This is a genomic window from Bifidobacterium lemurum (genome assembly GCF_014898175.1).
Taxonomy (GTDB): domain Bacteria; phylum Actinomycetota; class Actinomycetes; order Actinomycetales; family Bifidobacteriaceae; genus Bifidobacterium; species Bifidobacterium lemurum.
The window spans coordinates 1,848,664-1,871,168 of the sequence record NZ_CP062948.1; the positions used below are offsets into that span (position 1 = coordinate 1,848,664).

18 protein-coding genes are annotated in these 22,505 nt (G+C 64.5%); 13 read left to right on the forward strand and 5 right to left on the reverse strand.

All coding sequences use genetic code 11. From position 1 onward, the window contains the following. The first annotated feature begins 36 nt into the window (after window positions 1–36). The 3 genes from recQ to BL8807_RS07070 all read left to right on the forward strand — a co-directional run bounded on the left by recQ (window position 37) and on the right by BL8807_RS07070 (window position 3,389). Complete coding sequence (gene recQ, locus BL8807_RS07060; RefSeq protein WP_072726611.1) at window positions 37–2,019, forward strand: DNA helicase RecQ; 1,983 nt, start codon at window positions 37–39, stop codon at window positions 2,017–2,019. A 239-nt stretch (window positions 2,020–2,258) separates the two neighbouring features. Next, a complete protein-coding gene (locus tag BL8807_RS07065) occupies window positions 2,259–2,750 on the forward strand; it encodes an S-ribosylhomocysteine lyase (protein ID WP_072726610.1) in 492 nt (163 codons plus the stop codon). Between the two features lie 135 nt (window positions 2,751–2,885). Continuing rightward, the gene (locus tag BL8807_RS07070) at window positions 2,886–3,389 is read left to right on the forward strand and encodes a GNAT family N-acetyltransferase (protein WP_072726646.1); all 504 of its coding nucleotides are present in this window, start codon (window positions 2,886–2,888) and stop codon (window positions 3,387–3,389) included. 281 nt (window positions 3,390–3,670) lie between these two features. On the opposite strand, the gene BL8807_RS07075 is transcribed toward BL8807_RS07070, so the two are convergent. After that, on the reverse strand, window positions 3,671–4,378 hold the full coding sequence (locus BL8807_RS07075; RefSeq protein WP_072726609.1) for a FadR/GntR family transcriptional regulator: 708 nt from the start codon (window positions 4,376–4,378) through the stop codon (window positions 3,671–3,673). Window positions 4,379–4,546: 168 nt separating this feature from the next. Between BL8807_RS07075 and BL8807_RS07080 the strand changes: the two genes are divergently transcribed. The 3 genes from BL8807_RS07080 (at window position 4,547) to gnd (ending at window position 7,516) form a co-directional block, all read left to right on the forward strand. Then, window positions 4,547–5,086: a gluconokinase gene (locus BL8807_RS07080; protein ID WP_072726608.1), complete on the forward strand. Its 540-nt coding sequence runs from the start codon at window positions 4,547–4,549 to the stop codon at window positions 5,084–5,086. A gap of 111 nt (window positions 5,087–5,197) precedes the next feature. Continuing rightward, window positions 5,198–6,529 carry a GntP family permease gene (locus BL8807_RS07085; RefSeq protein ID WP_072726607.1) on the forward strand — a complete coding sequence of 444 codons (1,332 nt, stop codon included), beginning with the start codon at window positions 5,198–5,200 and terminating at the stop codon, window positions 6,527–6,529. Window positions 6,530–6,622: 93 nt separating this feature from the next. Further along, window positions 6,623–7,516, forward strand: a complete 894-nt coding sequence (gene gnd, locus BL8807_RS07090) for a phosphogluconate dehydrogenase (NAD(+)-dependent, decarboxylating) (protein ID WP_072726606.1) — start codon at window positions 6,623–6,625, stop codon at window positions 7,514–7,516. Between the two features lie 108 nt (window positions 7,517–7,624). On the opposite strand, the gene BL8807_RS07095 is transcribed toward gnd, so the two are convergent. Then, entirely contained in the window at window positions 7,625–8,635 is a 1,011-nt protein-coding gene (locus tag BL8807_RS07095) for a LacI family DNA-binding transcriptional regulator (protein ID WP_072726605.1), read from the reverse strand. A 257-nt stretch (window positions 8,636–8,892) separates the two neighbouring features. On the opposite strand from BL8807_RS07095, the gene BL8807_RS07100 reads away from it, so the two are divergent. Together BL8807_RS07100 and BL8807_RS07105 are read left to right on the forward strand one after the other, a co-directional pair. Next, window positions 8,893–9,666 (forward strand): glucose 1-dehydrogenase, encoded by a 774-nt coding sequence (locus tag BL8807_RS07100; RefSeq protein WP_072726604.1) that lies wholly within the window; start codon window positions 8,893–8,895, stop codon window positions 9,664–9,666. A 44-nt stretch (window positions 9,667–9,710) separates the two neighbouring features. Further along, complete coding sequence (locus tag BL8807_RS07105) at window positions 9,711–11,045, forward strand: gluconate:H+ symporter (RefSeq protein WP_072726603.1); 1,335 nt, start codon at window positions 9,711–9,713, stop codon at window positions 11,043–11,045. A 69-nt stretch (window positions 11,046–11,114) separates the two neighbouring features. On the opposite strand, the gene BL8807_RS07110 is transcribed toward BL8807_RS07105, so the two are convergent. Then, window positions 11,115–12,533: an amino acid permease gene (locus BL8807_RS07110; RefSeq protein ID WP_072726602.1), complete on the reverse strand. Its 1,419-nt coding sequence runs from the start codon at window positions 12,531–12,533 to the stop codon at window positions 11,115–11,117. 228 nt (window positions 12,534–12,761) lie between these two features. Here BL8807_RS07110 and alr point away from each other — a divergent pair, with 228 nt between their 5' ends. Beyond that, on the forward strand, window positions 12,762–14,120 hold the full coding sequence (gene alr / locus BL8807_RS07115; RefSeq protein ID WP_072726601.1) for an alanine racemase: 1,359 nt from the start codon (window positions 12,762–12,764) through the stop codon (window positions 14,118–14,120). Between the two features lie 148 nt (window positions 14,121–14,268). Here alr and BL8807_RS07120 read toward each other — a convergent pair whose 3' ends face one another. Continuing rightward, window positions 14,269–14,748 (reverse strand): DUF2178 domain-containing protein, encoded by a 480-nt coding sequence (locus BL8807_RS07120; protein ID WP_072726600.1) that lies wholly within the window; start codon window positions 14,746–14,748, stop codon window positions 14,269–14,271. Window positions 14,749–14,752: 4 nt separating this feature from the next. Beyond that, window positions 14,753–14,977 carry a helix-turn-helix transcriptional regulator gene (locus tag BL8807_RS07125; protein WP_072726645.1) on the reverse strand — a complete coding sequence of 75 codons (225 nt, stop codon included), beginning with the start codon at window positions 14,975–14,977 and terminating at the stop codon, window positions 14,753–14,755. Window positions 14,978–15,204: 227 nt separating this feature from the next. Between BL8807_RS07125 and BL8807_RS07130 the strand changes: the two genes are divergently transcribed. The 4 genes from BL8807_RS07130 to dnaG all read left to right on the forward strand — a co-directional run bounded on the left by BL8807_RS07130 (window position 15,205) and on the right by dnaG (window position 22,428). After that, window positions 15,205–17,409: a glycoside hydrolase family 127 protein gene (locus BL8807_RS07130; RefSeq protein ID WP_072726598.1), complete on the forward strand. Its 2,205-nt coding sequence runs from the start codon at window positions 15,205–15,207 to the stop codon at window positions 17,407–17,409. 360 nt (window positions 17,410–17,769) lie between these two features. Continuing rightward, window positions 17,770–18,723: an AraC family transcriptional regulator gene (locus BL8807_RS07135; RefSeq protein WP_072726596.1), complete on the forward strand. Its 954-nt coding sequence runs from the start codon at window positions 17,770–17,772 to the stop codon at window positions 18,721–18,723. A gap of 308 nt (window positions 18,724–19,031) precedes the next feature. Then, entirely contained in the window at window positions 19,032–20,291 is a 1,260-nt protein-coding gene (locus tag BL8807_RS07140) for a deoxyguanosinetriphosphate triphosphohydrolase (protein WP_072726644.1), read from the forward strand. Window positions 20,292–20,307: 16 nt separating this feature from the next. Beyond that, complete coding sequence (gene dnaG / locus BL8807_RS07145; protein ID WP_072726594.1) at window positions 20,308–22,428, forward strand: DNA primase; 2,121 nt, start codon at window positions 20,308–20,310, stop codon at window positions 22,426–22,428. Window positions 22,429–22,505 lie beyond the last annotated feature (77 nt).

Here is a 22,505-nt window from a genome sequence, read left to right on the forward strand (position 1 = left end):
TGTGGCCGGCCCGTCGGCGCATTAGACTTGTCGGGTATGACTGACAACACGGCGGCGCTTGGCGCGCTGAAACGCTATTTCGGATACGATTCGTTCCGCCCGGGACAGGCGGGCATCGTGGACACGCTGCTCGCCGGCCGGGACGTGTTGGGCGTGATGCCCACCGGTGCGGGCAAATCCGTGTGCTATCAGATTCCCGCCGTGCTGATGCCTGGCATCACCGTCGTGATCTCGCCGTTGATTTCGCTGATGCGCGACCAAGTCGACGGTCTGAACGACGCCGGCGTTCCCGCGGCCTTCGTCAATGGCACGCAGGCTCCCGACGAGCAGGGCATGGTGCTCGCGCAGGCCGCCGCCGGCCAGATCAAACTGCTGTATGTCGCGCCGGAACGTTTGGAGACCACGCGGTTCCGCGACTTCGCCGCGCGCGTGCCCATCTCTCTGGTCGCCGTCGACGAGGCTCATTGCGTTTCGCAATGGGGCCAGGATTTCCGCTCATCCTATCTGGGTATCGGTGAATTCATCGCGGGTCTGCCCGCGCGTCCGGTCGTCGGCGCGTTCACCGCCACCGCCACCGAACGCGTGCGCCGCGACGTCGTGGGCCTGCTGGGATTGAGGAATCCGGCGGTGACCGTGACCGGCTTCGACCGGCCGAATCTGTATTTCGACGTGCTCAACATGGAGTCCAAACACAAGGCCGCATGGGTGGCGAGCTATGTGGCCGAGCATGCGGAGGAATCCGGCATCATCTACTGCGCCACCCGCAAGGACACCGAGGCGCTCGCCGCCACGCTCAACCAAAGCGTGCCGCAGCTGCGGGAGGCCAAAGGCGCGCACACGGCCGCGGGCCCTATCGCCGTGGCCTACCACGGCGGCATGTTGGCCGACGAGCGCAATCGGGCGCAGGCCGACTTCGTCGCCGATCGTGTGCCCGTGGTCGTGGCCACCAACGCCTTCGGCATGGGCATCGACAAATCGAACGTGCGCTACGTGATCCACCACAATATGCCCGAAAGCATCGAGGCCTATTATCAGGAGGCCGGCCGTGCGGGGCGGGACGGCGAACCCAGCCGATGCACGCTGCTGTGGAACGAATCAGACATCGTCACAAGACGGCGGTTGCTTGACGGCGACTATGAGAACGAGCGGCTCAGCCCTGAAGAGCAGGAGATCGTGCGTATGGCCAAACGCCGTCTGCTCGACGGCATGGTCGGATACTGCCGCACCACCGACTGCCTGCATCGGTATATGACGCGGTATTTCGGACAAGAGGGGGATGATGGCTCGCCTTGCACCGCCTGCTCGAATTGCGGGCAGACCTTCGAGACCATCGATGTGACGAACATCGCGCGGGCGATCAGCCAATGCGTGCACGACGTGGACCAACGGGTCGGCTCCGGTAAGATCGTCAAAATCCTGCGCGGTTCCAAAGCGCAGGATCTCGCCTGGCTCAATCCCGAGGCCATGCCCACTTTCGGCATGCTTAGGGATGTGAACGAGGCGCGCGTGCGTGATGTGCTCAGCCAGATGGCCACCGACGGCTTCCTGTTCATCGCGGAAGGCCGCATGCCGATCGTGCGGTTCGGCGTTCGGGCCGGCGAGACCATCGCTGCGGATTTCCACTACGAGATCAAGAGGGTGCGGCGTTCGTCCGCCGCCACCGGTGGAACGGCCTTCGGCGGGGGTGTCGGGTCCAAGGGCGGCGCGAGCCGTGGTTCGATGGTCGCGTCCGTCGCTTCGACGGGTGTCGCCGCGCCCAGCGACGAGGATGAGGCGCTGTTCGAACGATTGCGCGCGCTGCGCCGCGAGATCGCGCAGGAGATCGGCAAGCCGCCCTACATCGTGTTCTCCGACAAGACATTGCGCGATATGGCCGCCATCCGTCCTCTCACCAACGCGCAGTTCCTTGCGGTGAACGGCGTGGGCGAGAACAAGCTCAACCAGTACGGCAAGCGTTTCATGGAGGCCGTGGCCGCGTTTCAAGCCGAGGTCGCCGCGCCTCAGGCAGGTCGGGATTAGATCGGATCACCTGTTGTCCGCGCGTGGCGGCGTGGTGGCGCCACGCGGCGTCGGATAGGTTTCCGTCGTCGGATGTTGGGGTTCGGGCATGCGCCTTGGATGGTCCGCAAAGCGCGACGTGCGGCCTGTAGCGGCGCATCGGGAACGTGCCGTTGGAAACACGCGCGGTCATGGGGTTGACGAGGGGGCGCGTATCGGCGACAGTGGTATGCGGATGTTTTTCGTTGAAAGGATGAGATATGACGCAGCAGCAGGATAAGCCGGTCGTGGAGAGCTTCCAGCTGGACCACACCAAGGTCAAGGCGCCCTATGTGCGCTACATCGACACCGAAACCGGACCCAACGGCGATGTGATCTCGAATTACGACGTGCGTCTGACACAGCCGAACGAAACCGCGATACCCACCGGTGGTCTGCACACCATCGAACACACCATCGCCGTGCTGCTGCGCGAGCGTATCCCCGGCTATATCGACTGCTCGCCGTTCGGTTGCCGCACGGGATTCCATCTGCTCACTTGGGGCGAGCACAGCACCGAGGATGTGGCGCGGGCGGTGAAGGAGTCGCTGGAATTCATCGCCAATGAGGCCACATGGGAGGACGTGCCCGCCACCACCGAGGAAAGCTGCGGCAACTACCGCGACCACAGTCTGTTCACCGCCAAGGAGTGGTGCAAGGACATCCTCGCCAAGGGCATCAGTTCCGACCCCTTCGAGCGCAAGGTCGTCTGAGGCTGGTTTGTGCGGAGCGCATGGTAGTTTTGCCGTCAGTTGATTGAGAGAGGACGGGTGACCATGTCGGATGAGGTGAATGCCAACGTGACGGCCGGTGCCGGCGTCAACGCCAATGCCGCCGCCGACGCGCGGATGTTCCGCCATGCCACGCCGCAGGATCTGCCTCGGATGTTGGAGATCTACGCGCATGCGCGCGAGCTGATGGCCGCCGGCGGCAACCCCACGCAATGGGGCACCGAGTTTCCCCGTGAGGCGGTGGTGCGCGAGGATATCGCCTCCCAACGCACCATGCTGTTGGTCGATCATCTGGATGGAGAGGAACGCATCCTCGCGCAGTTCGCCCTTTGCCCGGGTGAGGATCCGACCTATCGGACCATCGAGGGCGCGTGGCTGGATGACGATCCGTATGTGACGATCCACCGCATCGCCGCGTCCGGATTGGCGAAGCATGCGGCGCGCGACTGCATCAACTGGACGTTGCAGCATTACGGCAACGTGCGCGCGGACACCCATCCGAACAACAAAGCCATGCAACATGTGCTGGAGACCTCCGGCTTCGCCCGCTGCGGTCTGATTCAGCTCATCGACCGTCCGACCGACACCACCCGCATCGCATATCAACGCCATGAATGGTGACTTGCCTGCAATTCTGAAAGAATTGCATATGCAAGTCACGCGAGCCGGCCGTAGAGGAAGCCCAGTGGGCTTCCGTGCCGGCGGAGCCATCCATATAACCCAACTGTTATATGGCACCAACCGTACGTCTGCCGACGTAGGGCTTCCCCGCCGCCCGAGCCGTCCATATATCCCAACTGTCACACATCGCAACCGTACGTCTGCCGACGTAAGGCTTCCCCGCCGCCCGAGCCATCCATATAACCCAACCGCGACACGCGCCAACCGCGTATCCAGACCGCCTACTGCGTCCCTCCGGTAATCGCCGTCTCCACTTCGTCGACGATGTCGTGCATCGCCTGCCGGGCCGCCTGCCCGTCTCCTTTCCATATCGCTTCGGCCACGGCCTCATGCGCGTCGAGCGCCGAGGCTTCCGGGCGTCGCGGATACATGTCGATCTCCACGCGGCCGCGCAGGATCACGGCGACGATGTCGGCCAGGGCGGCGAATATCTCATTGCCGCTGTTGCGCAGAAGCAGACTGTGGAATTGGATGTCCAGTTTGTGGAAGGTTTCGAGGTCGCCGCTTTCGCCGTGTTTGCGCAGTTCCATCGCAAGCACGGGGAATTTGGCCTTCACGTCGATTGAGGCATGTCGCGCGGCGCCGTCGGCGGCGGCCGGTTCGATGGCCAGACGAAGTTCGGTCAGGGAGAGCAGTTCCTGCGCGCGATGGTCGGAGCGCAGCTTCCATTGGATGACCTGCGGGCTGAGGGCCGACCATTGGTCGGGGGATTGGGCGATCAGTCCGACTCTGCGCCGGATGGCGACCGCGTTCACCGCTTCGAGGCTGCGGGCGGCCTCGCGGGCCACGGTGCGGGAGATGCCGAATTCCTCTTGGATGGCTTCGAGGGTTTTGCTGCTGCCGGGCGTCCAATCGCCGTTGAGAATCGCGATGGCCAGGCTGTCGGTGACCGGCAGGTGCATGAGTGAGGATTCGGTGCTGTTATTCATATGCCGATTATCACTGTTGGAGATGACGAAAGAAACATAAGCGCGACACGCCATCAATAAAAGTACTCTTTTTAATTTGACAAAGAATCAGATTCTGATTTATCGTATTCTTCAACAGGAGACGTTGAGGTCTTGTCATCCTGGCAACGAAGCAACAAGGAGCGTGTTATGAACATTCATGTGGTGGTTATGGGTGTCGCGGGATGCGGCAAATCCACCGTGGCCGAGGCAATCCGCGACCGTCTGGGATTCGAGCTCGCCGAAGGCGACGACTTCCATCCGCAGGCCAATATCGACAAGATGTCCGCCGGCATTCCGCTCACCGATGAGGACCGCTGGCCGTGGCTGCGCGTCATCAACACATGGATGATCGCCCGCGACTCGCTCGACCAGTCCACCGTGGTCTCCAGCTCCGCGCTCAAGCGCGCCTACCGCGACGTGCTGCGCGAGAACGTGCCGGTGTTTTTCGTGCATCTCGTCGGCACGCAGGAGATGATCTCCGAGCGCCTCGCCGCCCGCAAGGGCCACTTCATGCCCCCGGCCCTGCTGCCCAGCCAGTTCGCCATCCTCGAACCCCTCCAGGAGGACGAGCCCGGCATCGAAATCTCCATCGAAGGTTCGGTCGACGATATGGTCGAACGCGCCCTTGAGGCGGTCAAGGAACACGCCGCCAAAGAAGAGGCCGCTCTGACGGCCGCCGTCGCCTAGGCGGACCCCTTTCACGATATTCACGTCGAAGGCTTCCGGGCGGGATGTTCCCGCAGCAAGGAAGTCCGGCATCACCGCCACACGAGATCATCCAGAATCGAGGAGGATTCCATGAATCTCATCATCGCCGCCATCGTCGGCATTCTGGCGATCGTCATCCTGATCGCCGTCGTCAAACTGCATCCCTTCCTATCCCTGTTGCTCGGCTCGTTCGTCATGGCCGTATGCGCGGGCGTGCCTTACGACGAAGCCATCGACAGCTTCACCTCGGGCGCCGGCTCCACATTCTCCGGCGTCGGCCTGCTCATCGCGTTCGGCGCGATCATCGGCACCATCCTGTTCTCTTCAGGCGGCGCCGACGTGATCGTCGACACCATCATGGACAAAACCCCGCTGCAACGCCTGCCGTGGGCGATGGCGCTGATCGCCTTCATCGTCGGCATCCCCATGTTCTTCGAAGTCGGCGTCGTGATCCTCATCCCGGTCGTGCTGTTCGCCGCCCGCCGCGCCAAAGCGCCGGTTATGCTCATCGCCATCCCCGCGCTCGCCGGCCTGTCCACGCTGCACGCCTTCGTGCCGCCGCATCCCGGCCCCCTCGCCGCCATCGACGCGATCGGCGCGAACCTCGGCGTCACATTGGCGCTCGGCCTGCTCGTCGCCATCCCCACCGTCATCATCTCCGGCCCGCTGCTCGGCAGGCTGATGGCCCGTTGGGTGCCGATCATGGCACCGGAGAACCAGGGCGAACAGGACGCGCCGCAATCCAAAGAGAACCGTCCCAGCTTCGCCCAGGCCATCTGCGTGATCCTCTTCCCCGTGGTGCTGATGCTCGCCGCCTCCATAGTGGACCTGACCGGCCTGAACGCCACCACCCAGTGGGGACGCGCGCTCGCGTTCATCGGCGAGCCGCTGACCGCGCTGTTCCTCACCGCCGTGCTCGCGATGATCGTGCTTGGCTTCATGCAGCACGCCACCCGCGACGCCGTCAACGGCATGGTGGGCAAGTCCTTCGGCACGGTCGCCGGCATCATCCTCATCGTCGCGGCCGGCGGCGGCTTCAAGCAGACGCTGGTCGACTCCGGCATCAGCGACGTGATCGCCCAGTCGATCACCGAATCCGCGCTCAACCCGCTGTTCGCCGGCTGGCTGGTGGCCGTGCTCATCCGTCTGGCCACCGGCTCCGCCACCGTTGCCACCGTCACCGCGGCCGGCATCATGACGCCGCTGACCGCCGGCATGGATCCCGCGCACCTGTCGCTGCTCGTGCTCGCCATCGGCGCCGGCTCCGTGTTCTTCTCGCATCTCAACGACGCCGGCTTCTGGCTGGTCAAGGAGTACTTCGGCATGACGGTGGGGCAGACGATCAAAACCTGGTCGGTGATGGAGACCGTGCTCTCCGTGGTGGGCCTCGGTTTCACGATGCTGCTTTCGCTGATCGTCTAACGCCGGCGGCCATCGGCCATCAACAATCCACAGCCAACAATCGACAATCCAACCAACATATACCGCAAAACCCTCAAGAGAAAGAAGCACATCATGCAAATGGGAATGATCGGACTGGGCCGCATGGGCGGCAACATGGTCAAGCGCCTGCGCGACGGCGGCCACACCGTGGTCGGATTCGACATGAATCCCGATTCGGCCCGCGACGTGGACAGCCTCGAGGCTCTGGTCGCCGCGTTGGACGCGCCGCGCGTCGTGTGGGTGATGGTGCCGGCCGGCGCCGCCACCGACTCCACCGTCGAGACGTTGGCCGGCCTGCTCGACGCCGGCGACATCGTGATCGACGGCGGTAATTCCCGCTACACCGACGACGAACGCCATGCCGAACTGCTCGCCGCCAAGGGCGTGAAGTTCCTTGATTGCGGCGTCTCCGGCGGCGTGTGGGGCGCGGAACGTGGCTACGCGCTGATGGTCGGCGGCGAGAAGGAGACCTTCGAGGCGGTGCGTCCGCTGTTGGAGACGCTCAAACCCGAAGGCGAGTATGGTCTGGTGCTCGCCGGACCGGTCGGCGGCGGACACTTCGCCAAAATGGTGCACAACGGCATCGAATACGGTATGATGCAGGCCTTCGGTGAAGGCTTCGCCACGATGATGCGCAGCGAGTATGTGGATGATCCGGCCGCGACGATGGTCTCGTGGAGGTCCGGCTCGGTGGTGGCCTCCTGGCTGCTCGACCTGTTCGAGAACGCCACCAAGGACGATCCGGAACTGAAGAACATGCCGCCGGTGGCCAACGAGTCCGGCGAGGCCAAGTGGATGGTGGAGGCGGCGCTCGGCCTGGGCGTGCCGACCCCCGCCACCGCGGCCGCCCTGTACGCCCGCCAGACCTCGCGAGGCGGCGCCGACGACATCCTGCGCGTGGTGACCGCGATGCGCGCCCAGTTCGGCGGCCACATCACCAAGATCGACGAAATCGCCACCCACTGATTCCGCCGTATGCTCGGCCGTCAGGGCCGATGCATGGGGAAGGCTCCCGCCCGTCGTCTTGCGCATTGTGTAAGGCGACGGGCGTTTGCGTATGTCTGCCCGGCCGCGTCAGATCGATGGGGCGGGGATTTCGGCGACGGACAGGGTGGTCTGCTTGGCCAAGGCGTAGGGATCTGCGTCGGCGTTCATCTGTTCGAGCAGATTGGCCGCGGCCTCCTGCCCCATGCGTTGCGGATCCTGTTCCAGCAGATGGATGCCTTGCCTTACGTACTGCGACCATCGCCAATCGTCGAAACTCACCACGCCCACGTCCTCGGGGAAGCGCAACCCCAGCTCGCGCAATGCCGCCAGCGTGTCGAACAGCATGGGGCCCATCAGCGAGACCAGCGCGGTCCGGCCGGCCAGCCGCCCGGTGAGCGCGCGCAGCTCCTGGGTGAGCCAAGCCACGTCGTGGCCGTTGGCCTCAATAGGGATCATCAGCATGCCGTGCTCGTCGCATCCCCGCCTGAGCCCTTCGAGACGCGGCATCTGCGCGGAGATCTCGCTGCGGATGTTGCTCAGAGCCACCACGTTCTCGTAGCCGCGTTCGGCCAGCAGCCCGGCCAGCGTGCGGCAGGATCCGTGGTTGTCGACGGTCACTTTGGCGATGTCGCCGGGCTGGTCGTCGGGTTCGCGGTCCACCATCACCAGCGGGATCGAGGCCGAAACGATGGGGGAATATGCGGAGAACCGCTTGCAGTTCGGCTGGATGATAAGGCCGTCGACCTCCTGCGAGAGCAGTCGGCTGATCTCGTCGCGCTCCTCGTCGACGGAATTGTTGGAGTTCATCAGCATCACGTCGTAGCCGGCCGGCTGCAGCTGTGTGTAGATGCCTTTGAACAGCAGCGAGGAGAACACGTTGGAGATGTCGCCGACGATGACGCCCACCACATGGGTGCGCTGTTGGCGCATGCGTCTCGCGGACGCGCTGGGGCGATAGTCGAGGCGGGCCACCGTCTGTTCGATGCGCTGGCGCGTTTCGGGACGCATTTTGCTGAAGTTGCCGTTGATGAAACGCGACACCGTGGTGACCGAGACTCCCGCCTCGCGTGCGATGTCGGCGATCGTCGCTTTGGCCATGCGCCACCTCCGGGAAAAATCGTTCGCGACACCATCTTCGCGACACGCGTTGACAACCCCGATTAAAAAGAGTACTTTTTAATGGTATCGATACACCAACCTTGAATATAATTCAGTAAACAAAGTTGTGTCAGATTGGGAAATCGATACACCAATAAAACAGACTGAGACCAACGGACGCCAACGAAGTGCGTCCATATCCGGCGCGACGCCACCCACCGTCGGGGCGCACCCGGCAGACACCCAAAGGAGAGATTATGGAACAGTTCTCGATCGCCAGCTTCGACCTGACCGACAAAGTGGTGCTGATCACCGGCGGCGCCAGCGGACTGGGGCAGTACTACACGCAGGCGGTGAGCAAGGTCGGCGCCGACGTGTTCATCGTCTCCTACGACCAGCAGGGCTGGGACGAGACCCGCGCCGCGGTCGAGGCCAACGGACGCAAAGCCGTGTTCATGCTGCAGGACATCACCGAGCCCGGTGCCGCCAAGAAGATCACGGAACGGGCGATGGCGGAATTCGGCCGCATCGACGTGCTCATCAACAACGCCGGCATGCAGCGCCGTCACGAGCTGGTGGACTTCCCCGACTCCGACTGGCAGGCCGTCATCGAACTGAACCTCAACGCGCTGTACTACCTCTCTCATGAGGTGGCCAAGGTCATGATCGGGCAGGGCAGCGGCAAAATCGTCAATATCGGCTCCATGCAGTCCTACCGCGCTGGCAAGTTCATCTTCCCGTACGCGGCGAGCAAGCATGCGGTGATGGGCCTGACCCGCGCCTACGCCGACGCGCTGGCGCCCCACAACATCCAGGTCAACGCGCTGGCCCCCGGCTATATCAACACGCCCATGACCAAGGCATTGCAGGAGGATCCGGTGCGCAGCGTGGAGATCCGCGAGCACATCCCCGCCGGACATTGGGGCGAGCCCCACGAGCTGATGGGCGCGATGGTGTTCCTGTGCTCGTCGGCCTCCGACTACATCAACGGCGTGATGCTGCCGGTCGACGGCGGCTATCTGCTGCGCTAGGCCATCGTTCGGATCGAATCGTTCGGATCGAAAGAGGTCACATCATGCCATTGGTTATCGTCGCCTGCGCCGTCGCGGTGCTGATCTTCCTCATCGTCAAGCTCAAGCTCAACACCTTCGTCGCGCTGATCATCACGTCGATTCTGGCCGCGTTGGCGCTGGGCATCCCCACCGCCGACATCCCCACCGTCATCGAGACGGGCATCGGCGGCCAGCTGGGCCATCTCGCCGTGATCTTCGGTTTCGGCTCCATGCTCGGCAAACTCGTCGCCGACTGCGGCGGCGGCCACCGCATCGCCACCACGCTGATCCGCAGATTCGGCCGCACCCGCATCCAGATCGCCGTGGTGCTCGCCTCGTTCATCGTCGGACTGGCGTTGTTCTTCGAAGTCGGTCTGGTCGTGCTGCTGCCGATCATCTTCGTCATCGCCCGCGAGCTGGATATGCCGCTGATGTATCTGGGCATTCCGATGGCCGCCACGCTCAACGTCACCCACGCGTTCCTGCCGCCGCATCCCGCGCCCACCGCCATCACCGAAACGCTGGGCGCAAGCATGGGACAGGTGCTGATCTACGGCGTCATCGTATCCATTCCGACGGTGATCGTGTGCGGTCCGCTGTTCAACATGGTGCTGCACCGCATCAGGCCGAGCCTGTACCGCAAGGACATCGATGTGGCCGTGCTCGGCGACGTCAAGGAATTCAACGACGACGAGACGCCGGGCTTCGGCATCAGCGTGCTGACCTCGATGATGCCGGTCATCCTCATCGCTCTCGCCACGGTGTTTTCGTTCGTGCTGCCCGAGGGGAGCCTGGTCAACGAGGCCATCCAATTCGTCGGCGCGCCGGACATCGCCATGCTGATCTCGCTGATCGTGGCCGTGTTCACCATGGGCGTGTGCCGCAAGCTGAGCATGGCGCAGATCGGCGACTCCATGGTCGAGTCGGTCAAACAGGTGGCCATGATGCTGCTGATCATCGGCGGTGGCGGCGCCTTCAAGCAGGTGCTCACCGAAGGCGGCATCGCCGACTTCATCTCCACACTGTTCACCAATATCAACATGCCTCCGCTGTTGGCCGCCTGGCTGGTCGCCGCCGTGCTGCGCGTGTGCCTCGGCTCGGCCACGGTCTCCGCGCTCACCGCGGCCGGACTGGTCGCCCCGCTGGTCGCCGCCACCGGCGTCAACCCGGCGCTGATGGTGCTTGCCGTGGGCGCGGGCTCCGTGTTCGCCGACCATGTGAACGACGCCGGATTCTGGATGATCAAGGAGTATTTCGGCCTGTCTCTTAAGGAGACGCTGATGTCGTGGACCACGCTCACCTCGGTGCTCTCGTTGACCGGCCTGGCCTCCGTGCTCGCCCTGTCGATGGTGGTGTGACCGTCCGCCGACATGCGAAAGCCGCCCGTCTCCTGAAGAAGCGGGCGGCTTTTCGTGGAATGGGTCGGGCTATTGCTTGTTGAGCTTGGAGCGCTTGCGGCTGTAGGCGAAGTACACCACCAGGCCCAGCGCGAACCATACGGCGAAACGCACCCAGGTCTCCCAATTGAGTCCGGCGATCAGAATGAGGCAGAACACGATCGAGACGATCGGCGTGAACGGCACGCCCGGCGCTCTGAAGCCGCGGTGAGCGTCAGGCTGGGTGCGGCGCATCCACAGAACGCCCGCCGAGACGATGATGAACGCGCTCAGCGTGCCGATGTTCACCAGCTCGAACAGGATGTTGATGTTGATGAAGCCGCCCGCGAACGCGGTGAGCAGCCCGAAGAACCATGTGCCCTTGAACGGCGTGCGGTGCTTGGGATGCACCTCGCCGAAAAGCTTGGGGAACAGGCCGTCGCGGCTCATCGCATAGCAGATGCGGCTCTGGCCGTACAGCTGCACGAGCATCACCGTGGTCATGCCCACCAGCGCGCCGAGGTTCACGATGAACGCCAGCCAGTTGAGGCCGGTGGCGAGGATCACGCCGGCGACCGGCGCGTCGATGAAGTTCGCGAACTCCTGATAGGGAACGATGCCGGTCATGATCAGCGTCATGATCACATACAGCACGGTGGACACGGCCAGCGAGAGCAGGATGCCGCGCGGCAGCGTCTTGTTCGGATTGACGGTCTCCTCGGCGGAGGAGCTGACCGCGTCGAAGCCGATGAAGCTGAAGAACACTATCGAGGCGGCCGGCACGATGCCCATCGGCTGGGTGGAGCCGGGCTGGAAGGTGTAGATGCCGTAGGGGGAGAAGGGCTTCCAATTGTCGGGATTCACATACCAGACGGTGCACACGATGAACAGCACGATGATCGCGAGCTTGATCAGCACCATAACGTCGTTGGTGCGTTTCGTCTGGTTGATGCCGATGGACAGCACCCAGGTGATGACCAGCACGATCACGAAGCCCGGCAGGTTGAAGTAGGTGGTCACGCCCTCCGTGGTGCCGTACGCGGCGGTCAGTTCGACCGGCAGATGCAGGCCGAATCCCTCCAACAGCTTGTTGAAGTACCCGGACCAGCCGGCGGAGACGGTGGCCGCCTGCAGCGCGTATTCCAGGATCAGGTCCCAGCCGATCATAAAGGCGATGAGTTCGCCGAACGCCAGATAGGCGTAGGAGTAGGCCGAGCCGGAGACGGGTGCCATCGAGGCGAACTCGGCGTAGCACAGGCCGGCGAAGCCGCAGCAGACGGCCGCCAGCAGGAACGACACCGACAGCGCCGGGCCCGCGGTGAGCGCGCCCTTGCCGGTGAGCACGAAGATGCCGGTGCCGATGATCGCGCCGATGCCCAGCATCGTCAGGTCGAAGGTGCGCATGGTGCGCTTGAGCGGCGTGGATTCCGCCGTCAGTTGGTCCACGGTTTTCTTACGAAACAGGTCCATGATCTTCTCTCATTTGGATTCGTGTGGATTCGGATGCGAACTGCGTGAAGCAGCGACCGAGGCACCATGATAAAAGGTGGGGTGACATGGCCGTGTTTTTGCCCACGACATGATACGGTGCCCTATCCGCGCTCCGTTCGGTCTGACGGCGTGGGGAATGTGCCCCGTTGGGGAAACGCCGGTGGGTTCTCCGACGATTCGTCACATGCGCGAGACACAATGGCGGGTATGAGTTTGAACGCGGCACCCGAAATCTCGTTCTCGTCCGAGCAGGGCAAGGCCAATTACGAGGCGGCCAAACGTCGGTATCCGGCGCAGGCCATCGTCGATCTGGCCGCCCTGCGCGACAATATGCGCCATCTGGTGGATGTCGTCGGCGGGGCGCATTCGGGCACCGCGGTGATGGGTGTGGTGAAAGCCGACGCCTACGGGCATGGCCTGCTGCCCGCCGCGCTGGCCGCCTTGGCCGGCGGCGCCACCTGGTTGGGCACCGCGCAGGCGCATGAGGCGCTGACGCTGCGCAAACTGGGCATCGGCCCCGACCGCTGCCGCATGCTCACCTGGATGTACAACGGCGCGCAGGTGCCCTTCGACGAGCTCATCGCCAACGACATCGACGTGTCGGTCGGCTCCCTGGCCGGTCTCGACCGGCTGTCCTGCGCCGCTCGCCAAGTCGGCAAACCGGCCCGCGTGCATGTGAAGGTCGACTCCGGGTTCGGACGCAACGGCTTCACCGAGGAGAATTTCGACGAAGCGCTCGCCCGGCTGGCGCTGCTCGCGCGTGAAGGCGCGCTCGATATCGTGGGCCAGTGGAGTCATTTGGCCGTGGCCGACGCGCCCGACGTGCCCGAATTCGTGGAGTCCACCGACCGGCAGATCGAGCGGTTCAACGATTTCACCCGGCGTATGGAAGCCGCCGGACTCGCGCCTCGGATTCGCCATCTGGCGAACACCGCCGCCACGCTCAGCCGCCCGGAGATCCACTTCGAGCTCGTGCGCCCCGGCATCGGACTGTACGGCTACGAGCCCGACCCGGCCATGGGCACGCCCGCCAAATACGCGCTGCGTCCCGCGATGAGCCTGCAGGCGCAGCTCGGCACCGTCAAAGACGTGGCCGCCGGGCATGGCATCTCCTACGGGCGCACCTATCTGACCGACGGACGCACATCCACCGCCATCGTCCCTTTGGGATACGCCGACGGCATCCACCGTTCCGCCTCCGGATTCGATATGGCCGGCGCGAAGCATATGGATAAGCCGGGCGGCCCGGTGCGGGTGATGACCACGGACGGGCCCAGGCTGTTCCGCGTTTCGGGGCGCGTGTGCATGGACCAGTTCATCCTCGACCTGCGTGGATCCGCCGCCGAGCTCGGCGTGCATGAGGGCGATACGGTCGAACTGTTCGGACCGGGGCGCGGCGAGGCCTTCGCCGAACCGACGGCCGACGATTGGGCGCGCGCCGCCGACACCATCAGCTACGAGATCTTCACCTGCCTGCGCAGCCGCATCCCGCGCCTGTACCTGCACGCCTCCGACGTGTTCGGTCCCGCCGACCTCTCGCGCCTCGACCCCGCCACCCTGCTGTAACCCATGTGACCCATACATGGTGCGGCACATCGTGCGGTGGTGCCCATGGTGCCGTACTTTCCATGGTGCGGTGCCTTGAAAACGTTGAAATTCCAACCCACCGCACCATGTGACCACCGCACCATGGCGCGCGAATGGGCATGGCGCGTTACATGGTGCGGTTGTAATGCGCCGACAACGCGGCGCACAGCAGCATCGTGGCGCACATGGTGATCAGGCAGGTGCCGCTGATGATTGCAAGCGCGCCCGAAATGTTGGCCAGCGTGGCCGAACCGTCATAGTTGGCGAGGATTCCGCAAACCATGCCGACGAGGGCAAGTGCGAACTCCATGACACGTATGGCCTTTGCGTAGGTTTTCATCACGATGAGCCGGTCGCGCTCGTCTTCGGCGAGGGCGGGATTCGCGGAGATGGCCGTTATCGGTGAGCGCGATGCGGCGAGCATGAGGACGCTCGTCATAGCGTATGCCATCATGGGAAAGATGTTTCGCCATGACATGGGGTCGTGCCCCAAGGCGATCGACAGCGCATCCTGGAGAGCGAGGATGAGGAACACGATGCCGAAGACGCGGTTCTGCCGCTGGCTCTGGAGTAGTTTGTTGCCGTTGCCGTTGCCGTTGCCGTTCATGGTGTCACTTCCCTTCGCCGTCTTCGATGAGACGGTTCTCCTCAAGTTGGCAAAGATCTTCGACGCTGACGCCGAACAGCCGCGCCATGCGGTAGGCGAGCATCAGCGAGGGGCTGTACTGCTCGCGTTCGATGGAGATGATGGTGCGCGACGACACCCCGACGAGCCGCGCCAGCTCCTGCTGGGTCATGCCCGCCGCGTTGCGGTATTCGCGGACCTTCGTCTTCATCGCATATCTGCTTTCGTGATGTTCTTTTGTCATCACCATAACATGAAGCTTCCTTCATGTGAAGTCAGCTTCATGATGGGCGAGTCTGAGGTGAAATCCACTTGAGCAACGAAAAGTCCACCTGTGTGGGCGCGGGGCATCTCCTAAGCTGAGGCTGCGAGAGCGCGGCATTCCCGACCGAGGGGAGCCGGCGCCATCCACCGGCAACCCGTATTCCGAAGGAGACGATGATGTCCGTCACACCGCAACACAGCACGCCATTGAACGTCGCCGACGTCACCGTCGACGACCCCTTCTGGTCCGCCGAGCAGCATCTCGCCCGCACCGCCGTGATCCCCTACCAGTGGGAGGCGTTGAACGACCGCGTGCCCGGCGCGGATCCGAGCTACTGCATGCACAACTTCAAGGCCGCCGCCGCGCAGAACGCCAGCAAGCGCACCGCCGAAAGCTCCGGCAAACGGTTCGTGCCGCCCACCTACACCGACCGCGGCTTCAACGCGCTGCCCGAAGACCCCGCCAACCCCGACGCGGACAAATTCTACGGCTTCGTGTTCCAGGACACCGACTTCTCCAAATGGATCGAAGCCGTGGGCTACACGCTGGCCACCCATCCCGACCCCGAACTCGAGCGCACCGCCGACGAGGCGATCGACATCGTCTGCGCCGCCCAGCTCGACAACGGCTATCTCGACACCTACTACATCCTCAACGGCATGGACCGTCACTTCACCTACCTGAAGGACCACCACGAGCTGTACTGCCTGGGGCACCTCGTCGAAGGCGCGGTCGCCTACTATCAAGGCACCGGCAAAGACAAGCTGCTCAAGGCCGCCGCCCGCTTCGCCGACTACGTGGCCTCCCGCTTCGGCACCGAAGAGGGCAAACTGCGCGGATACCCCGGTCACGAGATCGCCGAGATGGCGCTGATCCGTCTGGCCGAGGCCACGGGCGAGCGCAGATACGCCGATCTGGCCGAATATTTCGTACGCGAGCGCGGCGCATCCCCGCTGTATTTCGAGCAGGAAGACCGGGCGCGCGCCGTCCACGACGGCAACAAGTACCAGCCGAACGAGGATATGCCGCTGCCGTACGCCTACTATCAGGCGCACCAGCCGGTGGCCGACCAGCATGAGGCCGTCGGCCATGCCGTGCGCGCCGCCTACCTCTATTCCGGCGTGGCCGATGTGGCCCGCCTGACCGACGCGCGCGACCTGACCGACGCGGTCGACAAACTCTGGCGCAACATCGTCGACAAGAAGCTCTACATCACCGGCGGCATCGGCGGCACCCGCCATGGCGAGGCCTTCTCCTACGACTACGATCTGCCCAACGATCTGGCCTATTCGGAGACCTGCGCCGCGATCGCGCTGGCCTTCTTCGCGCGCCGCATGCTGCAGATCCGCGCCAAAGGCGAGTATGCGGACGTGATGGAGCGCGCGCTCTACAACACCGTGCTGGCCGGCATGGCCCTCGACGGCAAAAGCTTCTTCTATGTGAACCCGCTGGAGGTGCGTCCCGAGGCCGCGCTCAACCGCGACCGCAACTTCGAACACGTCAAGCCGGTGCGTCAGAAGTGGTTCGGCTGCGCCTGCTGCCCGCCGAACATCACCCGCATCGTCAGCTCGATCCAGCAGTACGCCTACACGTTGGGCGAGGACGGCGCCACGCTGTACACGCACCTGTATATGGGCGGCCGCGCGCGGTTCGACTTCGCGGGCGCGGCGATGGAGTTGGGCGTCGAGGCCGCGATGCCGTGGAGCGGCGAAGGCAAGGCGACCGTCCACCTCGAGCGTGCGGCGAGCGGCACGTTGGCCTTCCGTCTGCCCGCATGGGCCGGCGACGAGACCGGCGCGGCCGCCGTGGTGACGGCGAGCGGCGAGAACGAGGGACGCGTCAGCCGCGAGATCCGCGACGGCTATCTCTACCTGACCGGCGAATGGCGGGACGGCGACGTGGTCGCCTTCGATTTCCCCATGCCGGTGGTGCCGGTGGCCGCCAATCCGCGCGTGGGCGAGAACATCGGCAAGGTCGCCTTCGTGCGCGGGCCGATCACCTTCTGTGCGGAAGGCGTCGATAACGGCGAGGGGCTGGGCCGTCTGCATGTGGACGCGGCCCGTTTGGACGAGGCCACGGCCGAGAAGTTCACGATGCACGCCGGTTTCGACGAAAGCCGCACCGACGGCAGCGGGCGCACGGGGGTGGTGGATCCGGTGGACTGGGATATGGTCAGGCTGACCGTTCCCGGCTGGCGCGAGCCCGTCGAGCCCGACACCGCGGACGACGCGCCCGTCGACGCGCCTCGCGTGCCCCTGTACCGCCGTTTCGACCCGGCCTGCGCGCCGGATCGTCAGCCGGTCGACATCACGCTGATCCCGTATTTCGCGTGGGCCAACCGCGGCCTGAGCGAGATGCGCGTGTGGCTGAATCTATAAGGTCGTCTTGGACATCCCGAGCGGAGTTTTCCGTCATTCCGAGCGGATTGTCGCCCACCCGTCATTCCGGGTGGAGTTTTTCGTTCCGAGCGGATTGCCACCCGCCCGTCATCCCGAGCGGAGTCGAGGGATCTCTTATGCATGGGCTGGGATCCCTCGACTCCGCTGCGCTCCGCTCGGGATGACGGGGTGGGGCGGTTCCGTTGGGATGACGGGATGGGATGGTTCCGTTCGGGATGACGAGGTGGAGATTGCCCGGGATGACGGGTGGGGTGGTTCCGTTGGTATGACGGGGCGGAGACCTGCCCGGGGTGACGGGGTGGATGCTCCGCTCGAGATGGCGAACGCTACCATGGAGGCATGGAATTCGTAACCGCCCGTGTCGAGACCCCGGTGCAGTTTTCGTCGATAGGACATTTTGTGTCGGGGCCGGGCTGGCGGCATATGCGGCGCACGATGGACGACTTCGAGTTGATCATCGTGCGCCGGGGCGTGTTGCCGATCCGGGTGGGGGAATCCGACCTGCTGATTCGCGAAGGCGAGATGGCGTTGGTTCCCGCCGGCGTGGAGCATGTCGGCACCGAGGCCATCACCGCGTCCCTTGAATTCGTGTGGATGCATTTCCGTTTCGCCGGTGCCGCCGACGGAGGCGGCGGGACTTGGACGACCGCCTCCAGACCGTCGTCCGACGATCGGTGCGTGTCATTGCCGTTGTATGGCGCGGTGGACGATGCGGGTCGCCTCGCCGTGATGTCCAACCAGCTGCTCGACCTGTTCGCGGAGGCGGACTCCCGACCCAACGCCTACTGTTCGTATTGCGCCACCGCCCTGCTGCTGGAGATCACCATGCAGATGCGGCGACGTTGCGCGAACGCGGATGGCGACGGTCCGGGTGCCGCCGGCGGCAGCCGCGGGGGCGGCGCTATTGCGGCCGCGGAAGGCATGGGAGTCGCGGAGGCTCGCGAACGGCGCGCGCGTGGCTCCTTGCGGTCGGTGCATTCGTGGATACGCGCCAACGCCTTCGACGACATCTCCGTGGCCGATGTGGCCGCGCGGTTCCATTACTCGCCGAGCTATCTGACGTCGTTGTACCACCAGGCCTTCGGCATCGGCATCGTGGAGCAGATCGTCGAATACCGCGTCGATAGGGCACGCGAGCTGCTCTCCACCACCTCGTCGCCGGTCGCGGCCATCGCCGCCGAAGTGGGTTATGAGGACGCCAAATATTTCATGCGCGTGTTCAAACGCCGCACCGGCCTGACCCCGACGCAATACCGCGCCGCCTTTCCCGCGCGGCTTTACAACACCGTGTAGTACGGCGATTGCAACGCTTTAACCGCCGCGTTGTCGAGGTTGGCGGTATTCCGCCGTTTTGGTGTCGCGGCATGAGCGGAATGGTTAAATCGTTGTTTTTGACGTTTTGTCAGTTACAACGCTTTAACCACCATGAAATCACGAATGGCGGTATGCCGCCGTTTTGTCATCGCGCCAAGGACGAAATGGTTAAATCGTTGTAAGTCGGATGATAGTCTGAAAGCGGCTTGATTCCGCGGCGAAAGGGGAGGTCCATGAGCGTTGCGTATGAGAATGGCCGCGAACGCCCCGCCAACGAACACGAGACGATGCCGGTGGGGGAAGGGTATACCGAGGCCGACGAGGAGCGTTGGGCCCACGAGCCGCCGAAATCCAAAAGCCGAACCGCGTTCGAACGCGACCGCGCCCGTCTGATCCATTCGTCGGCCCTGCGCCGTCTGGGCGCGAAAAGCCAGGTGCTGGTCGCCGGCACCGACGACTTCGCCCGCACCCGCCTGACCCATACGCTGGAAGTCGCCCAAATCGGCCGGCAGATCGGCGCGATGCTCGGCTGCGACCCGGACGTGGTCGACACCGCCTGCCTGGCGCACGACCTCGGCCACCCACCCTTCGGACACAACGGCGAGAAGGCGCTCGCCGCCATCGCCCGCAATATCGGCGGATTCGAAGGCAACGCGCAGACCCTGCGCATCCTGACCCGGCTGGAACCCAAGGTCTTCCACGAGGACGGCCGCTCCGCCGGCGTGAACCTCACCCGCGCGGCCCTCGACGCCGCCGTCAAATATCCGTGGACCTACGCCGAAGCCATACGGGACGATCCCGGCGGGCGAAGCGTGAAATTCTGCGTCTATCCCGACGACGAGCCCGTGTTCCGCTGGCTGAAAACCGGCGCCCCGCCGCGCGTCAAACCCATGGAATGCCAGGTGATGGACCTGGCCGACGACATCGCCTATTCGGTGCACGACGTGGAGGACGCCATCGCCACCGGCGCGTTCAACCCGATCGCGCTGACCGATCCGCGCGTGCTGGACCGCATCGTCGAGGAAACCCATCAGTGGTACGGCGAGAAGTGGGATGGCGACGAACTGGTCGCGGCTTTCGAACGCCTGCAAAAGGAACGTATGTTCCCCGAGCATTTCAACGGCTCCCGGTCCGCCCTGGCCCAGCTGAAGAACATCACCAGCGACCTGATCGGCCGTTTCTGCCATTCGGTGGAGGAGACCACCCGCGAGGTCTACGGCGCGGGGCCGCTCACCCGCTATTCGGCGCATGTGGTGGTCCCCGAGCGGACCGGCTACGAGATCATGGCGCTCAAAGGCGTCGCCGTGCATTTCGTGATGGCGCCGCGCGAACAGGAGCCGTTCCACCAGCGCGAGCTTGACATCGTGGAGGATCTGGTCGACGTGCTGATGCGGGACGCCCCGCGAGCCTCGGACGTGCTGGAAAGCCAATTCCTCGCCGACTGGAACGAATCGACCAATGACGACGAGCGTCTGCGTGTCGCCGTGGATCAGGTGGCTTCGCTGACCGACAGCTCCGCCCTCGCGCTCCATTCGATTCTGTGCTGACGGTAGTCTGGACGCCATGGCCGGAATGATTCTGAAAGAGGACGTGGAGAAGGTGCGCGCGAGCGCGGACCTCTACGACATCGTATCCGCATCCGTCACGCTGCGGCCTTCCGGAACCGGCACCTACGTGGGCCTATGCCCCTTCCACGACGAGAAAACCGGCAGCTTCAACGTGCGCCCCAACCTCGGGGTCTGGCATTGCTTCGGCTGCGGACTCGGCGGCGACGTGTTCAAATACGTCGAGAGGCAGGAGAACGTCGACTTCCGCGGCGCGGTCGAGCTGCTCGCCGACCGCTACCATATCGAACTGCACTACGAGCAGAACGGTCCCGCCCGGCCCGAGCACGCCGACTCGAAGCGCACGCGCCTGCTGGAGGCGAACGAGGAGGCTCAGCGCTTCTTCGTCTCGCAGATCATGAGCAAGGAGGCGCTCGCCGCGCGCAAACTCCTCGGCGGCCGCAACTTCACCCAAGCCGATTGCGAGCGTTTCGGATGCGGCTACGCTCCCCAAGGATGGGACAATCTCGTGCGCCATCTGGCCGGCAAAGGCTTCACCCAACAGGAGATGCTCGACGCCGGGCTCGCGCGCCAAGGCCAGCGCGGCATCTACGACTACTTCCGCGGCCGCGTGACCTGGCCGATCCGCGACTCCACCGGACGCACGCTCGGCTTCGGCGCGCGCAAACTCTACGACGACGACCAGATCTCCGCGAAATACATCAACACCCCCGACACGCAGCTCTACCGCAAAACGCAGGTGCTGTACGGCATCGATCTGGCCAAAGCCGCGATCGTGAAAAAACGCCAGGTGGTGATCGTCGAAGGCTACACCGATGTGATGGCCATGCATCTGGCCGGCATCGACACCGCCGTGGCCACCTGCGGCACCGCGTTCGGCATGGAGCACGCGAAAATCGTGCGTCGTCTGATCGCCGACGACTCGTTGGGCGGAATCCAGCTCATCGGTCCGCTGAAAGTGGAGGGGCAGGCCCTAAGCTCGCGCATCGTGTTCACCTTCGACGGCGACGCCGCCGGGCAGAAGGCCGCCCTGCACGCCTTCGGCCTCGATTCGGCGTTCCTTTCGCAGACCTTCGTGGCCGTGGCCGACGACAATCTCGACCCGTGCGATCTGCGCATCGAACGCGGCAACGAGGCGGTGCGCTCGCTGATCGGCCACGCCAAGCCCCTGTTCGACTTCGTGATCGACGCGGCGATCAACCGTTTCGACACCACCTACGCCACCGGGCAGATGGGCGCGGTGAAAGCCGCGGCCCCGCTGATCGCGCAGATCCGCGACCGTTCGCTGGTGGACCTCTACACCCGCAAGGCCACGCGGCGCATCGGCGTGGACCTCGACATCATGCGCCGGGAAGTGAACGCCGCGCGCGCCCGGCTCAACGTGCGCGAGGACGACGCCTACGCCCCCAAACGGCGATTCGGCGCTTCGGGCGGCGCGAACGGCGCGGGCAACGGCATGGCCGCCGCGGACGGGACGCATCGCGGCGAGCAGGGCCGCAACCCCTACGACGATCCGGCGCGACGCCGGGCGCTGGAACACCGCGACGCCGCCGAACAGACGTATTTCCGCATCGACGACGCGGTGTTCATCGCCGAACAACAGTTCATGGCCATGCTGATCCAAGTGCCGCGCGCCATCGATCGGGAGATGTTCGGACGTCTCGCGCTCGCCAGCTTCATGACCCCGGTGTTCCGCACGATGTTCCAAGCGGTCGCCGCGGCCGGCGGACTGCCCGGCGACGACACCCCGCAGGGACTGTGGATGCACAATCTCACCAAGGCGGGCGGCCCGATGCTGGAGTCGACGATCAACGAGCTGGCCGTCATGCCGCTGCCCCTGCCGGAATCCGACAGGCAGGGCGAGCCGCCCGCAGGCGCGCAGTCGGGCGGTGCCGCCGCCGCGCAGCTCAAGCCCGCCAGCAAAGAGGAGAGGCGCTACGCCGCAGAACTCATCGCCAAACTGCTTGATATGGGACTGATGCGGCGGATCGGCGCGGCCAAACGGAAGATGGCCGCGCTGCCCGACGGTGGGGAGAAGATCGCCCTGCTCGGCGAGATCACCCGCATGGAGACCGAGCGCAAGGACCTGCAGTCGCAGATCTACAACAGCGGCGTCTGAATCCTTCGGTTGCGCCTTCCGCCTGGTCTGATCAACGTCGTTCCAGTCGGGGATGCTTGTGCCTCGCTGCACTCCGC

Bases quoted from the DNA above. Each gene is read 5' to 3' on its own strand.
- BL8807_RS07075 (WP_072726609.1), bottom strand. From the start codon at position 4,378: ATGAATAACAGCACCGAATCCTCACTCATGCACCTGCCGGTCACCGAC.
- BL8807_RS07135 (WP_072726596.1), top strand. From the start codon at position 17,770: ATGGAATTCGTAACCGCCCGTGTCGAGACCCCGGTGCAGTTTTCGTCG.
- BL8807_RS07110 (WP_072726602.1), bottom strand. From the start codon at position 12,533: ATGGACCTGTTTCGTAAGAAAACCGTGGACCAACTGACGGCGGAATCC.
- BL8807_RS07105 (WP_072726603.1), top strand. From the start codon at position 9,711: ATGCCATTGGTTATCGTCGCCTGCGCCGTCGCGGTGCTGATCTTCCTC.
- BL8807_RS07140 (WP_072726644.1), top strand. From the start codon at position 19,032: ATGCCGGTGGGGGAAGGGTATACCGAGGCCGACGAGGAGCGTTGGGCC.
- alr (WP_072726601.1), top strand. From the start codon at position 12,762: ATGAGTTTGAACGCGGCACCCGAAATCTCGTTCTCGTCCGAGCAGGGC.
- recQ (WP_072726611.1), top strand. From the start codon at position 37: ATGACTGACAACACGGCGGCGCTTGGCGCGCTGAAACGCTATTTCGGA.
- BL8807_RS07085 (WP_072726607.1), top strand. From the start codon at position 5,198: ATGAATCTCATCATCGCCGCCATCGTCGGCATTCTGGCGATCGTCATC.
- dnaG (WP_072726594.1), top strand. From the start codon at position 20,308: ATGGCCGGAATGATTCTGAAAGAGGACGTGGAGAAGGTGCGCGCGAGC.
- BL8807_RS07120 (WP_072726600.1), bottom strand. From the start codon at position 14,748: ATGAACGGCAACGGCAACGGCAACGGCAACAAACTACTCCAGAGCCAG.
- BL8807_RS07100 (WP_072726604.1), top strand. From the start codon at position 8,893: ATGGAACAGTTCTCGATCGCCAGCTTCGACCTGACCGACAAAGTGGTG.
- BL8807_RS07080 (WP_072726608.1), top strand. From the start codon at position 4,547: ATGAACATTCATGTGGTGGTTATGGGTGTCGCGGGATGCGGCAAATCC.
- BL8807_RS07070 (WP_072726646.1), top strand. From the start codon at position 2,886: ATGTTCCGCCATGCCACGCCGCAGGATCTGCCTCGGATGTTGGAGATC.
- BL8807_RS07130 (WP_072726598.1), top strand. From the start codon at position 15,205: ATGATGTCCGTCACACCGCAACACAGCACGCCATTGAACGTCGCCGAC.
- BL8807_RS07125 (WP_072726645.1), bottom strand. From the start codon at position 14,977: ATGAAGACGAAGGTCCGCGAATACCGCAACGCGGCGGGCATGACCCAG.
- gnd (WP_072726606.1), top strand. From the start codon at position 6,623: ATGCAAATGGGAATGATCGGACTGGGCCGCATGGGCGGCAACATGGTC.
- BL8807_RS07095 (WP_072726605.1), bottom strand. From the start codon at position 8,635: ATGGCCAAAGCGACGATCGCCGACATCGCACGCGAGGCGGGAGTCTCG.
- BL8807_RS07065 (WP_072726610.1), top strand. From the start codon at position 2,259: ATGACGCAGCAGCAGGATAAGCCGGTCGTGGAGAGCTTCCAGCTGGAC.